Genomic DNA, 13,453 nt, shown 5'->3' on the forward strand with positions numbered 1-13,453 from the left:
CAAATTACAGACACAGTCTGGGAAGTCTGGTTCAGTTTCTTAAAGCTTGGTTTACTAGATGAAACCAAAGGAAAAGTGTTACCTATGTCCCCGGTCTAAAGTGTAACCTATGTCCCAGTTTGCACAGAGGAAAAGGTAAGGTAAACCGCTTTGGTCCTGCTGTCATTCCAGCGAAGCCGCGCCCCGTATGACAATCGGGGGCTGGAATCCACTGTACGTTTGAGGCATTTTCAGGGTAACTCGTCCCCCTTTCGTAAAGGGGGATTAAGGGGGTTTTTACCCTTGCCCTCATGTCGGGGTAACTCGTCCCCCTTTCGTAAAGGGGGATTAAGGGGGTTTTTGACTCCCCCCCATGACAAAACCCTCTGGCTATAATAGAACGCCCGTGCTATTATTTGCTTGGTACGGCCTGAAACTATGAAAAATAAACCAAAACGTCCCAGGGGCGGTCAGAAAGGCAACCAGAATGCCCGCAAACACGGCTTTTATTCTGCAAATTTGCTGCCCCGGGAAATATGTGATTTCTGGAACATCGTTAACCTCGGCGGCGCCGCGCCGGAGCTGGCTGTCCTCCGCCTGAAGCTGACCTCCGCCCTGAACTATGACCCCGGCAACCGCCGTGTGCTGGGAGAAGCCTCCCGGCTGCTGGTCAAGTGGTATCGTTCCAGATACCATTTGGATAGGAAGGATAATGCTGAACTCAAGAAATTCGTCCGTAATATTCTTCTCACCGCCGGTGTCGCCCCCGGCTCATTTTTACGGGACGAATCATAGCTGAAACCGTAAAACAATGTCTGTTTTAACAAAACGAATTGAAGCTGAAAAATGGAAACAAAAGGCATATCAGCTATAAAATAAAAAAAGTAAAAAAGGCCCTTTTTACAAAACGAATTGAAGCCTATTATCCCAAAAGTAAGGGGGAGGGTTTTTTACCTTCCCTCCCCCGCTGCTAACTGGTCGCTGGCGGCCATACTTGTCTATGGCCAGAGTACTTTAGCCACGTCCTCCAGGCCGAGGTCCACCAGCGCTTCCTTGCTCGGTTTGCCCGTTTCCGGGTCCCAGCCCACGGCCTCGTAGTATTCCGTGGATAGCTGGCTTTCGTCCAGGGTGGCCCCGGCGCGGGGTCCCACCTTCTTGGCCGGTTTGCCCAGCATGCGCTCGTGGTGCTTCCAGGGGGTGCTGATGCCCTCCCGCGCGTTGAAAGCCTGCCGCATCGTGTCGATGCGCGTGCCCGTCTTGTCCAGCTCTTCCTTGGTGAAATCCCAGCCGGTGATGACCTTCAGGGCTTCGATCATCTCGTCGATGTGGTTGTAGGCGTCGCTGATGACAATCATGCACAGTCCGGCGGCATTGTAGACCTGGGTCATGGCCGCGCCTATCTTGTGCGCGTAGCCCCGCCCCTTCAGGCTGCCGCGGTCGTACTCCGGCATGGCGCCGGCCGGCAGCGGGCCTTCGCCGCCCTGGGTGTGGCGGCCGGGGGTGGGTTCCGCCCCGTAGCCGATGGCGAAGTTCAGTCCGCCGCGCGAGTCATGGGCCGGGTATTCCTGCCCGCCCACGTGGATGGCGTATTTCCCCGAGCCTTTGCCGACCCTCTCCGCGGCTCTCTTGACGCCGTCGGCGATGATGTCCCCGAAGCCCTCGCGTTTGGCCATCATTTCCGTCATCTGGACGATAGCCTTGGGGTCGCCCCACTTCATCTCGATGCCGGTGTCCTTCTTGGTGATAATGCCCTTTTCATAGCATTCCAGCGTGAAAGCGATGGCCGCCCCGGCGGAAATGGTGTCCAGCCCGTAGCGGTTGCAGATATCGTTGGCCTTGATGACCGATTCCAGATTGTCGTTAAGGAGATTGGAGCCGAACATCGCCAGCGTCTCGTATTCCGGCTTATGGGCGTGCTCATCGTACTTGAACTCGCCGTCGGAGGCCTTCATGATGCCGCCGCAGCCTACCGGACAGTGCCAGCACCCGTATTTTCTCTGCTGCTGCTCTTTGACCGGCTCCGCGCCCAGGTCTTTGAACTTGGGGAAGTCGATAATCGCCACCCCCGCCCAGTTCTTGGTGGGAGCGTCGTCTGATTCGCAGCACATGTTGAAAAGCGCCGCCGTGCCGAAGTCGCCCATGAAGGCCGAGCGCGGGTTTTTCTTGGCCAGGTGCCGCCGGCGCATTTCCTTGGAGGCCGCTTCATCGGCCACCGGCACTTTCATATTCCCCTTGACGGCGATGGCCTTGAGCTTTTTCGAGCCCATGACCGCGCCGAGACCGGAGCGGCCGGCCGCCCGGCCCTTGTTGTTCATGACCGCGGCGATGCGGCACATCTTCTCACCGGAAGGGCCGATACAGGCCACCTCCAGCTCTTTGCCGTGCTCCGCCCGCAGCATGTCCTGCGTCTCGAAGCTGTCCTTGCCCCAGAGATTAGCGGCGTCTTTCAGCTCCGCCTTGCCGTTATCGATTAATAAATACACCGGCTTGGCTGAGATGCCGGTAAAGAAGACGGCGTCATACCCGGCGAATTTCAGGTAAGGCCCTACGTTGCCGCCGGAGTTGGCGTCGCCCCAGCCGCCGGTCAGCGGTGATTTCCCCACCATAACGTAGCGGGAGCCGCCCATGGCGTCCGTGCCGGTCAGTACCCCGGTGACGATGCCCAGGATGGCCTCCGGGCCCAGCGGGTCCACGCCGGCTTTCTGTTTATTGAACAGTATCCGGGCGCCCAGCCCGTAGCCGCCCAGGAAGTCCCGCCCCATCTTTTCATCCAGCGGTTCTTCTTTTATCTGCTTTTTGGTGAGGTCCACCCATAGTATCTTGCCCATGAAACCGTGTGCCATGTATTCCTCCTATTTTCCGGTTGACCCGATAAGGTCTCCAAATAAAGCTTACACGGCGTTTTTGTCATTTGTCAAACATCATATTTTTGAACGTAAGCCGAATGTAACTTGTACTAGTTGTATTAGAACTAATATTCCATCAAATACGGCACATTGTTGACATCCGTACAAAAAGGATACTAACATACTTGCAAAGGCTTAAGGAGGTTGACATGTCCCCCGTGCTTAAAGATAAAGTAGCTATCATCACCGGGGCCGGCCGCGGCCTGGGCAAAGAGTTCGCCCTAAGGTTCGCCGCGGAAGGCGCCAGACTGCTCCTGCCGGATATCAGCCTGGAGCGGGCGCAGCACACGGCCGGGGAAATCAAGGCCAAAGGCGGCGAGGCGCACGCCATGCTCACGGATATTTCCGATGAAAAAGCCACGCGGCAGATGGCGGCGGAGGTCATGCGCGTTTACGGCAAGGCGGACATCCTGCTGAATAACGCCGCTTTATACTACGGCGTGGCCCGGCGCGACTGGGACGCGTGGACGGTGGAGGACTGGGACCGCATGTTCGCCATTAACGTGCGCGGCACCTATCTCTGCTGCAAGGCGGTGGCCCCGCTGATGGTGAAAGCCGGCAAAGGCAAAATCATCAATATAGCATCCGATGTCTTTAAAGTTTCCGGCGCCCACCAGCTGATGGCCTACGCCTGCTCCAAGTCCGCCGTCTATACGCTTACCCAGTGCCTGGCGCGGGCTTTGGGGCCCTCCGGCATCAACGTCAACAGCATCGCGCCCGGCTTTACCGCTACCGAGGCTTCACTTTCCCAGGACCCCGGGGGGGCGGCCTTCGACGCTACGGTTGACGCCCAGTGCCTGAAGCGCCGTGAAGAGCCGGCCGATTTGCCCGGCACGGCGGTATTCCTGGCTTCCGCCGATTCCGATTTTATTACCGGACAGTATATTGTGGTGAACGGCGGCAGCGTGCTGGTGTAAAAAAAGCGGGATATTATTCCGATGAAACGGCGACGGGGCGGCGCGGGAACTGCCGCCCCGTTTGATTATCTTTATTCCACGTAAACCTTGACCTTTTCCCCGTTCTTCCCCTCGATGTCCACTTCCATGTCCCCCAGCGACTCTATCAGCTCCTCGATATCCTCGTTCTTGATGCTATCGATATCGAAGTCGATGCCTTTTTCATGCAGGGCGCCGTTGATTTTGTCCTTGGCCTCCGGCGGTATCAGGGACTTCATCTTGATGCCGGCGCGGATTAAGGACATGGGCACGCGCACGTTGACTTTATCCGCGTGGCGGCGGCCGCAAGCGTCCTCGACTTCATCCCCCTCGCGCGGGGTGATGCTCACCCGCAGGTATTTGGCCTTGGTTTTTACTTTCATCCCCGGGCCGCCGTCCTCGTGGCCCCGGTTATCGTGCCCGGAGTTATTCGTCCCGTTGCCGTCGTCGTTCAAAGCGTTGAGCAGCCGGTAGGCTTCATCGGCGCTGATTTTGTTCTGGGCCAGCATTTCCAGTATTTTCTTCTTGGTGTCAGACATTTTATTTCCCTCCCTTTTTTAGATAACGGATACCCTCACGTATCCTTCCCGGTTCTTGATATCCACGTCCAGCCCGCGTAAATTCCACAATGATACGAAGGCCGCTTTGAGCGAACGCCAGGCCCATTTACCCCAGCCGCTGGGCCACGTTATCAGCAGGCCGATAAGGATTAGCGGGGACAGGGCCAGCAGGACCACCAGCAGCACCGGGAAAAGCAGGAAAAGCGGCAGCCATAGTCCGAAGTTGGTATCCTTGTTCTTTATCCTGACATGCATCAGCAGTGGCGGACGGTTCATTTCGATAACCTCCTTATCGCTTCTTCCGCGGTGATATCGCCCTGCTCCAGCTCCGAGAGCACCTCTTCTGTCGGCGATATTTTCTCAATCTGGACGAACTCCAGCTGTTTGGCGATTTTATTGATGCGGTTCTTCACCGTGGGGTAACTTATGCCGAACATCTGCTCCATCTCTTTGATGGAACCGCTGCATTTTACAAAAGCCATGACGAAGACCTGGTCGTCCGGGGGGAGGTTAGCCAGGGGCGGTAAAGAAAAACTCCCCTCGATGGCGATATCGCTATCATTAAGCCGGACGCGCTCTACCGTTACCGGCTTGCCCTGGGTCATCCTGGTCAGTTCATTCCATTCCTTCGCCATCACCGCCGACCTTTCTCAAAATTGATTTTCTTAATATATTATAGTGTCGACTATTCATTTTGTCAATATCTATTTTTAATTTTATTAATATTTCCTTTGATATATATTAATTTTATTAAGTATTTCCCTGATTGGCATGCCCGGCCGCCTGTCACACCCCGATGGTTAACCGTACATAGTCGACGTTCCACTCTGCCGGTGGACGCACCTGCGCAATTACGCTATAATCTAGCGAGGATTTTAACCTATGCCTGTAATCTGTATCGCCAATCAGAAAGGCGGCGTGGGCAAGACCACTACCGCCGCCGCTTTAGCCGAAGGCCTGGCCGAGCATAACAAGCGCGTGCTCCTCATCGACTGGGACCCGCAGGCCAGCCTGACCATCAGCTTCGGGGTGAACCCGGAAAGCCTCACCCTGACCAGCTATGACGTGGTCACCAGCGTCATCCGCAAGGACAACCGCTATTCCCTGCGGGACGTAGCCATAAAAACGGGGAACGGCAACATCGACCTGGTGCCGGCCAACGTTGAGCTTTCCCAGTCGCAGCTCGACCTTGTGAACGTGCCGGTGCGGGAAATGGTGCTCAAGGACATGCTCCGTGCCATACGCAAGGACTACGACTTTGTCCTGCTGGACTGCCTGCCCAGCCTGGGGCTGCTGACCATCAACGCCCTGTGCGCCTCGGACAGCGTCTTGATTCCTTTGCAGGCGGACTTTCTGGCCATGAAGGGGCTGGCGATGCTTTTAAATACCATCATCCGCGTACAGGAAAGGATAAATCCCTCCCTGGAGATACTGGGGATACTTTTCACCATGACCAACCCCCGCACCCTGCACAGCCGTGAAGTCATCGAGGTGACGAAGCGGGCTTTCGGCAGCAGGATAAGGGTGTTCGAGACGGCCATACCCGTCAGCGTCCGTTTTAAAGAGGCCCCGGCCGCCGGGATGACCATACTGAAATACGCCCCTACTTCCGAAGGAGCGGAAGCTTACAGATTACTGGCTAAAGAGGTGCTGCATGAAAAGAGTTAAAATCACCGAGGACATCGCTTACCCCAAAACTTCCGCCCTCGACCGCTTTACCGGCGGCGACCGCCCCGCGGCAGCCCCGGAGGCAAAACCGCCCGGACCCGCCGTGCCCGTACCGGCATCCCGCGCGTCCATGATAAAACTTTCCGTCTTCCTCAACCGCGATGAGGACGCCTATCTGGAGTCGCTGGCATCCACGGCCAAGTTCAGCGGGGGGAAAAAGCTGAGCAAGACCCGGCTGATAGAGGCGATGGTGCGGGCCTTCCGCAAGACCGAGCTGGATGTGCGCGGCGTCAAGGACGACCAGGAGCTGTTAAACCGGGTAGCCGCGCAGCTGAAGAAGTAAATTTCAAAAACCCTCTCGCTCCCCCTTTACCAAAGGGGGACGATGGAGAACTTACCGGGAATATAAACGGTTGTCATTCCGGCACGTTCGCTTCGCTCAGCATAAACTCCAGCCGGAATCCAGAGGGGGAAAAGGGGCGGGGCGCTGTTACTTCAATCCTTCTCCGTTGTCATTCCGGCGCAGGCCGGAATCCAGGTACTACTGAAGTGTATTATGTTTATATTCTGGCAAGCCAACGCAACGGGACACTTTACATAGGCGTCACCAACGACCTTATCAGGCGTGTTTATGAACATAAACAGGGCTTAATCAAAGGATTTACCCGAAAGTACCGCGTTCACACCCTGGTTCATTTTGAACAGTGTGAAAACATTGAAGCGGCAATCAGTCGTGAAAAGCAGCTCAAGTCCTGGCAAAGGAAATGGAAGCTGGAGCTGATTGAGAAAGCCAATCCTCTCTGGGAAGACATTTATCCACAAATTCTTTGAACCTGGATCCCGATTTTCATCGGGATGACAAGATATTGTAAAGCTTAATCATTGTCATTCCGGCACGTTCGCTTCGCTCAGTATAAACTCCAGCCGGAATCCAGAGGGGGGATAAGGCAGCGGGGACTACATCATCCAGGACTTTATTTCAGGCCGCCTGCCCCACCGGGTATAGAGTTACTGCCGGAAAGGGCGCGGGGGGCTTTATTTTTGATTCTGGGCGTTCCGGGAAGGGTCTGACCAGGGGTTCCGGCCACACTTTAGTCCTTAGCGCCTTGATGGGGAGGGGATGGGCATAGCGGAACCGGGCCATCAGCTCATTGTGGGTCAGGGAAGCCGTCACCGGCGCCGCGACAGGCCGGGTTAAAGCCGTACAGGGCTTTTCCGCCGGGCGGACGTAGCAGAATATCCGGGCCATCTCCAGGTAATCAAGGTCGAACTCCGGGCGGTCGCCATCGAATTGGTCATTTAATACCCGGATATCATCCATCTCCGAGGCGCGGTAGAGCTGCCAGCCCGGCACCGCGCCCAGCTCGCTGAAGCCCGCCGTCTGGTAGCAGATGAGCGACTCGTTGTCAGCTTCGCCTTTGAGGGTGATGCCCAGGCAGTAAGGCTCCGCCGTGCGGGAACCGCCGCGGTAAAAGAACTCGATTTTGCGGAGCTGCCTTATGGCCGCGCAGACGGTCCGGCGCCGCAGGTCCCGCGCCGCGGGGAAACCCAATATGTGCCAGATGCTCATGCCGGCCTCCGGTTTCTCACCACCCAACTCTAGGCAAAGACGGGCATTTTGTCAACCGTGACGGGCGGTTATCAATGACGCTTTGTTTATTTGTTTTTTTTATTTTTTTCCTTCTTTTACGAGTGAGCCGAACGCGGGAATTGTTTTTTTGTTTATGTCAATTCAGCTTCAAAATCCGGGCATTTGTTTTTTTGTTTATGTTAAGCGGGGTAAGGGAGAGTTTATAGTAAACAGTTTATAGTAAACAGTTTACAGTTATCAGTATAGAGGGGTGAACGGGGAAAAGGAAGGGGAAGATGACGCGGAGGAGAGGAGGTAATTAGTAATTTGTAGTTAGTAATTAGGAGATTGAGGGGATGGGTGGCTGGCCTTTTCTTCCGGCTCCCTCTCCGCTGGCAGAGAGGGAGCGATTGATTGTTGAGATTTGGGGATAGTGTTATTAAGACCGGGGATGACGGTGAGTTTATAAATGAGTGAGATTGCTTCGTCGCTGCGCTCCTCGCAATGACAAGTCAAGGAGCGGATTCCCGTTTGCGCTGGACCCTTCGACAGGTCCCGATTCCTGCGTCATGTCCCGATTCCCTATGGTCATGCGGGACACCGGATGAGGTACGAATCGGTGCGGGATGGCGACAAAGTCGCTCACTCAGGGTGAGCGGGGGGATAAGGGGGTGTCATGCCACTTTGATGCGGCCCCGGTTAGCTGTCACGCGGCCGATGATGGCCGCTTCTTTCACGCCCTGGGCGTGCAGTTTTTTTAACAGTTTTGATGCCTTGGCCGCCGGCACGGCGATGAGCAGGCCGCCGGAGGTCTGGGGGTCATAGAGGATGTCCTGGAGAATCTGGGGCACGTCCGCGCCCATATCCACCATGTGCTGGCGGTACTCCCGGTTGCGGCCGGTGCCGCCGGGCACCATGCCCATCGCGGCATAATCTTTAGCCTCCGGGAAGACCGGCACGGCGGCGGCATCTATTTCCAGTCCGATGTCCGCGCCCTCCAGCATCTCGCCGGCATGGCCCAGCAGCCCGAAGCCGGTAATGTCCTTGCAGGCGTGGACGCCCACCTCCTGCATGATTTCAGAGGCGGCGCGGTTGAGGGCAGCCATGGAGTCGGTCACGCGGGCGATAGCGGCCGCGCTGGCGAAGTCGCCCTTGATGGCGGTGCTGATGATGCCGGTGCCCAGCGGCTTGGTGAGAATGAGCTTATCGCCGGCTTGGGCGGTGCCGTTATGCACCACTTTATCCGGGTGGATGGTGCCGGTCACGGCCAGCCCGTACTTCAGCTCGGGGTCGTCCACGGTATGGCCGCCCAGCAGGATTACCCCGGCCTGGTGCATCTGGTCGAGGCCGCCCCGCAGCACCTCCCGCAAGATGGCGAAGTCCATAGTATCTTTAGGGAAGCAGACGACGTTCAGCGCCGTGATGGGCTTGCCGCCCATGGCATAGACATCACTCAGGGAATTGGCCACGGCGATGCGCCCGAAGTCGTAGGGGTCATCGACAATCGGCGTAAAGAAGTCCACCGTCTGCACGATAGCGAGGTCGGGGGTAAGTTTATAGACGCCGGCGTCCTCCGCCCGCTCCATGCCCGCGATGAGATTGGGGTCGGACTGAAAAGGCAGCCCGGCGAGCACTTTAGCGAGGTCGCCCGGACCTATCTTACAAGCTCAACCCGCACCATGAACGGTCTCGGTGAGGCGCAGTTTTTTAACCTCATCATCCATTCAAGCCACCTCCGATTAGATAGTAACGACCTTGTCCGCCGCCAGCAGGTGCGCCACGATATCCGGCATTTTGGTAACCTCGCCGGCTTGCAGCTTCGCCCGCAGCTCGTAAAAGTCCAGGCAGGTGCCGCAGGAAAGGATAGACACCCCGGCCTGCCGGAGCAGCTCCAGGGTATCCAGAACCCCGGAGCCTTCCGCGGCCAGGAGGACGCCGCTGTTGATGAAAATTATCCGCCGCGGTTTCGGGTCCGAGTCCCACAGCGTGTTAAGGAACGACTTCATCAGGATTTCCCCCAGCCGGTCATCCCCCCGGCCGAGCTTATCGCCGGTGATGAGCACGGTGACGGCGTTTTTATTTACTCCGGCTCGAGCCATAGTTTTCTCCCGTGTTTTATTTGGCGGGGGGCGTCAGCGTGAGGACATACTCTCCCCCCACTTTAGCTTCCTTGACGGCATAGCCGCGGCCGGCGGCCAGCCGGGACACGTTCTCTTTGGAAGTTTCCGTTTCCAGCAGCACGGAAAGGACTTCCCCGGGGTTGGCGTCCATAGCTTTTTTAGTCTTGACTACAGGGATGGGACAGGAAAGCCCGCGTACATCAATCTGTGTCATTTTATTCTACTCCTCCGTTAATACAAACTCCACTCCAGGCGCAGAGGTATTTCTTGAAAACCGCCGGCAACTGCGCCACCACGCCGCTGACCCGGGTGGCCGGGGTCACCGCCGCCATTTGCCCCGCCATACGGTTGGCTTTAGCGGCGATAATGGCGGCCTCATGAGGCTCCAGCCCGGCGCCGATGAAAGCGGTCAACATGCCGGTAATGGTATCCCCCGTACCGCCGATAGGCTCCATGTCCGGGACATCCGGCTCACTGACCGTGGCCAGGATTTCCCCCTCCCGGACGATGTAGTCCGTCGCGCCTTTGACCAGCATCAGTTTGGCGGCGTTTTTATGCGCGTAAGCCTGTTTTATCAGCTCCGGCATCTTGTCCACCGCGTTATAGGTCAGGAACTTTACGTAAGCGGGGTGGGTGGCCGCGGGGTCGGCCAGGAAAGCGGTCTCGGCGGCGTCCGGCGTAAAAACGTCAAAAGACGGGGCCAGCCCCGCCGCCTTGGCGGCATACATCGAGGCGGCATCGGCAATCAGCACCGGGCGTTTAGCGCATTTGGCCACACTCGCCAGCAATCGCCGCGTCAGGTTCATGTCCGGCAGGCAATAGTGCAGGGCCAGCACGTCCGGCGCCAGCTCCGCGATGTTGGCGATGAGGTACTCGTAGATGGCGCGGCTGCCGTCGCCCTTGCCCATGTCCCCGGCCAGCAGCGCGCAAGGGGCCGCTACCTTAAGGTAAGAGGTGGTGGCCAGGGCGGCGGAGACCATAGCGCCGGTGCCCTGGGTGCAGGGTACGCGCCGGCCATCGATGAGCAAATCAGCGCCGTCAAAGCTCACGCCCCCGTAAGTGAGGGGCAGGTCCGCGATGGGGATAACCCCGGCAATCAGCATCAAGGCCGTTCACCTCCCCGGTAAAGGTTAATGGCTTCTTCCAGCGCCCTATCCAGCATGAGGGCGCAGAGGGTAAAGCCGATGTCACGGGGGCGGGGGGCTTGGTCCACTCTTTTATCCAGCATGGCGGCGTGAAGGACGGGGATATCCGGGCAGCCGCCGCCGGAAGTATTGACGATGATGCCGGTCTTTTTCTCAAAGGTAAGCTTCATATTGGCGGCTTTCACCATCAGCCAGTCGCCGAAGTCCGTGACCCTGACCAGCTCCAGTATGGCGGCGGCGCTGTTTTTCAGCGGCCTGACCTCGATGAAGAGCACGTCCTGCTTTTCCAGCAGCCTTTCTATGCCGGGCTGCTCCACCAGGTTTATCTCCAGGGCCAGGTCACAGCCGCGGCGGAGCTCCGGGGGCGGGGCCACCAGCTTTACCTGATAGCCCGCTTTTTTCAGGGCTTTTTCCCCCCGCATCGCCTCCGGGACGGCGTCGAAAAGGACCAGGCCGCCGCCCTCTAAGGCCGGCCGACTGTTTTTAAATACCGCCATGATTCACTCCTAGGTTGCCTTGGCCCCTTCCCTCATGAAGAAGCCGATAAACAAACAGAACACTAATCCTATTATAACCGCAACCGGCCCCCAGGTGCCCGTGCCGGTCCCGCTGGAAGCCAGCGAGAAGTTGTGGGCTAAAGCCGCCCCGGCGAAGAGTCCCAGGATAGTGACGCCGGCATCCGTATCGCCTTCACCGGTGAGGATAAGCTGGCGCAGCGGGCAGCCGCCCAAAAGCGTCGCCGCCAGACCGACCAGCCCCATGCCCAGGAAATTCCACAGGTGCATGTTGTGGGCGATAGGTTCGCTGGTGAAGCCCCAGTGATAGATGCCGCCCGCGCCGAAGTTGCCGGCGGCGTAGTTGGTGATCAAAGCGGCCACGAAGAAAGCCAGGATGCCGCTGATAAGATAGGTGTCTTTAGTGAGGAAAAGGTCGCGCCAGCCGCCGACAAAGCACATGCGCGTCCTCTGCGCCAGAAAACCCACGCCCAGGCCGACCACCAGCGCTACCGCCAGCGGGACGAACAGGGAGCCGGGGCCTTTGTCACTGACCATGAGGAAACCGGGCTTGAAAATGGCGAACAGGAGCAGGCCCACCATCAGCGCCGGCATAACCCAGCCGGCAATGGCCGGGCCCTTGACCGCGCGCCCCAGGTTGAAACCCCTTTTCAGGAAGATGATGCCCGCCACCACGCCCACGATAAGCCCCGCCAGCGCGGTGAGGCCGTTAAGGTCGCCGCCGGCCAGGCGCAGCATCATGCGCACGGGACAGCCGAGGAAGACCAGCGCGCCAATCATCACGAAGGCGCCCAGCAAAAACCTGATTATAGGCGAGGAGCCGCCCCTGGAGCGGAACTCCCGGAAACCGTAAGCGGTAACAAACGCACCGAGCACAAAACCGATTATCTCCGGCCGGAGGTACATGACCTTGTTCTGGAGGCCGATGGCGCCGGATATGTCCCGGATAAAGCAGGCAACGCAGATGCCCATGTTGGCGGGGTTGCCCCAGTTGACCATCAAAGCCCCGAGGACGCCGAAGATGAGCCCGGCCACGATAATCCAAATTCTCTTGTTTTTCAAGACGTTCTCCCTTCTTAAATAATTCCCGGTAAACAGGAAAACCCTAGATTCCAGAACCCTGACACGCGACTGTTCAAGGCGGCATGCATTCACCCCTTTCCACGAATAATCAAAGCGTTACGGCTAAAAGGGCGGCCCCCAGGGCGCCCGCGGTCTGCGGCGAGGCCGGTACGGTAAGCTCGGTGCCCAGCGCCTTTTCCAGCAGCTGCTTGAGGCATCGATTATAGGAGCCGCCGCCGGCAAAGACCACCTTTTCCCTGACCCCGGTGCGCTTGACCATGGCGGCGATGCGCTCCGTGATGGCAGCGTGCAGGGCGAGGGCGATGGTGCTGGTTTCCTCGCCTTTGGCGATGAGGGAGACGACCTCCGACTCGGCGAAGACGGTGCAGAGGCTGTTGATGCGGATAACTTTAGTGGCTTTTAGGGCCAGGCCGCCGATGTCCGCGATATCCATCTCCAGCGTGTCCGCCATTATCTCCAGGAATTTACCGGTGCCGGCGGCGCAGCGGTCGTTCATTTCAAACTTGTGCACATCCCCGTTATCAGAAAGCAGGATGACCTTGCAGTCCTGCCCGCCGATATCGATAACCGTATGGCACTCCGGCACCAGGTGCCGGGACCCCACGGCGAAAGCCTTAATCTCCGAGACGATGCGTCCCCCCAGCACCGGCGCCACCAGGTGACGGCCGTAGCCGGTCACCACCAGGGCGTCAAACTTCTTATCCGCCAGCAATTCTTTACAGCGCTGGAGGGGGTTGACCCCGGTGGGGACGACTACAGCTTCCCGGACGGCGCCATCGTACAGCACCAGTTTGACGGTACGGGAGCCTGCATCCAGGCCGGCATAAAGCGTCATGCGGTTATCTCCATTTATTTTCGGCCCCTCTCCCTCTGTGCAAACTGGGACATAGGTTACACTTTAGACCGGGGACATAGGTAACACTTTTCCTTTGGTTTCATCTAGTAAACCAAGCTTTAAGAAACTGAACCAGA

At 57.8% G+C, this 13,453-nt stretch carries 17 protein-coding genes; 5 read left to right on the top strand and 12 right to left on the bottom strand.

The features are described from left to right. Positions 1–417 precede the first annotated feature (417 nt). Positions 418–774: a hypothetical protein gene (locus tag WC370_10930; GenBank protein ID MFA5309976.1), complete on the top strand. Its 357-nt coding sequence runs from the start codon at positions 418–420 to the stop codon at positions 772–774. 203 nt (positions 775–977) lie between these two features. Here the strand turns inward: WC370_10930 and WC370_10935 are convergent, their stop codons facing one another. After that, positions 978–2,822, bottom strand: a complete 1,845-nt coding sequence (locus tag WC370_10935) for an aldehyde ferredoxin oxidoreductase family protein (GenBank protein ID MFA5309977.1) — start codon at positions 2,820–2,822, stop codon at positions 978–980. Positions 2,823–3,043: 221 nt separating this feature from the next. On the opposite strand from WC370_10935, the gene WC370_10940 reads away from it, so the two are divergent. Next, complete coding sequence (locus WC370_10940; protein MFA5309978.1) at positions 3,044–3,802, top strand: SDR family oxidoreductase; 759 nt, start codon at positions 3,044–3,046, stop codon at positions 3,800–3,802. 71 nt (positions 3,803–3,873) lie between these two features. On the opposite strand, the gene WC370_10945 is transcribed toward WC370_10940, so the two are convergent. Genes WC370_10945 through WC370_10955 form a run of 3 tightly spaced genes read right to left on the bottom strand, consistent with a single transcriptional unit; the run spans position 3,874 to position 5,015 of the window. Next, entirely contained in the window at positions 3,874–4,359 is a 486-nt protein-coding gene (locus WC370_10945) for a hypothetical protein (protein ID MFA5309979.1), read from the bottom strand. Between the two features lie 18 nt (positions 4,360–4,377). Further along, positions 4,378–4,656, bottom strand: a complete 279-nt coding sequence (locus tag WC370_10950) for a hypothetical protein (protein ID MFA5309980.1) — start codon at positions 4,654–4,656, stop codon at positions 4,378–4,380. After that, positions 4,653–5,015 carry a DUF2089 domain-containing protein gene (locus WC370_10955; GenBank protein ID MFA5309981.1) on the bottom strand — a complete coding sequence of 121 codons (363 nt, stop codon included), beginning with the start codon at positions 5,013–5,015 and terminating at the stop codon, positions 4,653–4,655. The genes WC370_10950 and WC370_10955 overlap by 4 nt, the downstream gene beginning before the upstream one ends. 247 nt (positions 5,016–5,262) lie before the next feature. Here WC370_10955 and WC370_10960 point away from each other — a divergent pair, with 247 nt between their 5' ends. The 3 genes from WC370_10960 to WC370_10970 all read left to right on the top strand — a co-directional run bounded on the left by WC370_10960 (position 5,263) and on the right by WC370_10970 (position 6,879). After that, on the top strand, positions 5,263–6,048 hold the full coding sequence (locus tag WC370_10960) for an AAA family ATPase (protein ID MFA5309982.1): 786 nt from the start codon (positions 5,263–5,265) through the stop codon (positions 6,046–6,048). After that, positions 6,035–6,391, top strand: a complete 357-nt coding sequence (locus WC370_10965) for a hypothetical protein (protein ID MFA5309983.1) — start codon at positions 6,035–6,037, stop codon at positions 6,389–6,391. The genes WC370_10960 and WC370_10965 overlap by 14 nt, the downstream gene beginning before the upstream one ends. A 206-nt stretch (positions 6,392–6,597) precedes the next feature. Continuing rightward, positions 6,598–6,879, top strand: coding sequence for a GIY-YIG nuclease family protein (locus WC370_10970; GenBank protein ID MFA5309984.1), 282 nt, complete (start codon positions 6,598–6,600; stop codon positions 6,877–6,879). A gap of 148 nt (positions 6,880–7,027) precedes the next feature. On the opposite strand, the gene WC370_10975 is transcribed toward WC370_10970, so the two are convergent. From WC370_10975 to WC370_11010, 8 genes are all read right to left on the bottom strand, one after another. After that, entirely contained in the window at positions 7,028–7,618 is a 591-nt protein-coding gene (locus tag WC370_10975) for a hypothetical protein (protein ID MFA5309985.1), read from the bottom strand. 674 nt (positions 7,619–8,292) lie between these two features. Beyond that, on the bottom strand, positions 8,293–9,342 hold the full coding sequence (gene selD / locus WC370_10980) for a selenide, water dikinase SelD (GenBank protein ID MFA5309986.1): 1,050 nt from the start codon (positions 9,340–9,342) through the stop codon (positions 8,293–8,295). Between the two features lie 15 nt (positions 9,343–9,357). After that, positions 9,358–9,717, bottom strand: a complete 360-nt coding sequence (gene yedF / locus WC370_10985) for a sulfurtransferase-like selenium metabolism protein YedF (protein MFA5309987.1) — start codon at positions 9,715–9,717, stop codon at positions 9,358–9,360. 16 nt (positions 9,718–9,733) lie between these two features. Continuing rightward, positions 9,734–9,952, bottom strand: coding sequence for a sulfurtransferase TusA family protein (locus WC370_10990; protein MFA5309988.1), 219 nt, complete (start codon positions 9,950–9,952; stop codon positions 9,734–9,736). 1 nt (position 9,953) lies between these two features. Then, positions 9,954–10,841 (bottom strand): NAD(P)H-hydrate dehydratase, encoded by an 888-nt coding sequence (locus tag WC370_10995; protein MFA5309989.1) that lies wholly within the window; start codon positions 10,839–10,841, stop codon positions 9,954–9,956. Beyond that, a complete protein-coding gene (locus WC370_11000) occupies positions 10,841–11,380 on the bottom strand; it encodes a DUF3343 domain-containing protein (GenBank protein ID MFA5309990.1) in 540 nt (179 codons plus the stop codon). The genes WC370_10995 and WC370_11000 overlap by 1 nt, the downstream gene beginning before the upstream one ends. Before the next feature lie 9 nt (positions 11,381–11,389). Further along, entirely contained in the window at positions 11,390–12,460 is a 1,071-nt protein-coding gene (gene yedE, locus WC370_11005) for a YedE family putative selenium transporter (GenBank protein ID MFA5309991.1), read from the bottom strand. A gap of 109 nt (positions 12,461–12,569) precedes the next feature. Beyond that, on the bottom strand, positions 12,570–13,316 hold the full coding sequence (locus WC370_11010; GenBank protein ID MFA5309992.1) for an acyl-CoA dehydratase activase: 747 nt from the start codon (positions 13,314–13,316) through the stop codon (positions 12,570–12,572). Positions 13,317–13,453: the final 137 nt, after the last annotated feature.

This window comes from Dehalococcoidales bacterium, assembly GCA_041652735.1.
Taxonomy (GTDB): Bacteria; Chloroflexota; Dehalococcoidia; order Dehalococcoidales; family RBG-16-60-22; genus RBG-13-51-18.

Coding starts and splice junctions, on each gene's coding strand:
- WC370_10930 (MFA5309976.1), top strand. CDS start 418: ATGAAAAATAAACCAAAACGTCCCAGGGGCGGTCAGAAAGGCAACCAG.
- WC370_10935 (MFA5309977.1), bottom strand. CDS start 2,822: ATGGCACACGGTTTCATGGGCAAGATACTATGGGTGGACCTCACCAAA.
- WC370_10945 (MFA5309979.1), bottom strand. CDS start 4,359: ATGTCTGACACCAAGAAGAAAATACTGGAAATGCTGGCCCAGAACAAA.
- WC370_10950 (MFA5309980.1), bottom strand. CDS start 4,656: ATGAACCGTCCGCCACTGCTGATGCATGTCAGGATAAAGAACAAGGAT.
- WC370_10955 (MFA5309981.1), bottom strand. CDS start 5,015: ATGGCGAAGGAATGGAATGAACTGACCAGGATGACCCAGGGCAAGCCG.
- WC370_10960 (MFA5309982.1), top strand. CDS start 5,263: ATGCCTGTAATCTGTATCGCCAATCAGAAAGGCGGCGTGGGCAAGACC.
- WC370_10965 (MFA5309983.1), top strand. CDS start 6,035: ATGAAAAGAGTTAAAATCACCGAGGACATCGCTTACCCCAAAACTTCC.
- WC370_10975 (MFA5309985.1), bottom strand. CDS start 7,618: ATGAGCATCTGGCACATATTGGGTTTCCCCGCGGCGCGGGACCTGCGG.
- yedF (MFA5309987.1), bottom strand. CDS start 9,717: ATGGCTCGAGCCGGAGTAAATAAAAACGCCGTCACCGTGCTCATCACC.
- WC370_10990 (MFA5309988.1), bottom strand. CDS start 9,952: ATGACACAGATTGATGTACGCGGGCTTTCCTGTCCCATCCCTGTAGTC.
- WC370_10995 (MFA5309989.1), bottom strand. CDS start 10,841: ATGCTGATTGCCGGGGTTATCCCCATCGCGGACCTGCCCCTCACTTAC.
- WC370_11000 (MFA5309990.1), bottom strand. CDS start 11,380: ATGGCGGTATTTAAAAACAGTCGGCCGGCCTTAGAGGGCGGCGGCCTG.
- WC370_11010 (MFA5309992.1), bottom strand. CDS start 13,316: ATGACGCTTTATGCCGGCCTGGATGCAGGCTCCCGTACCGTCAAACTG.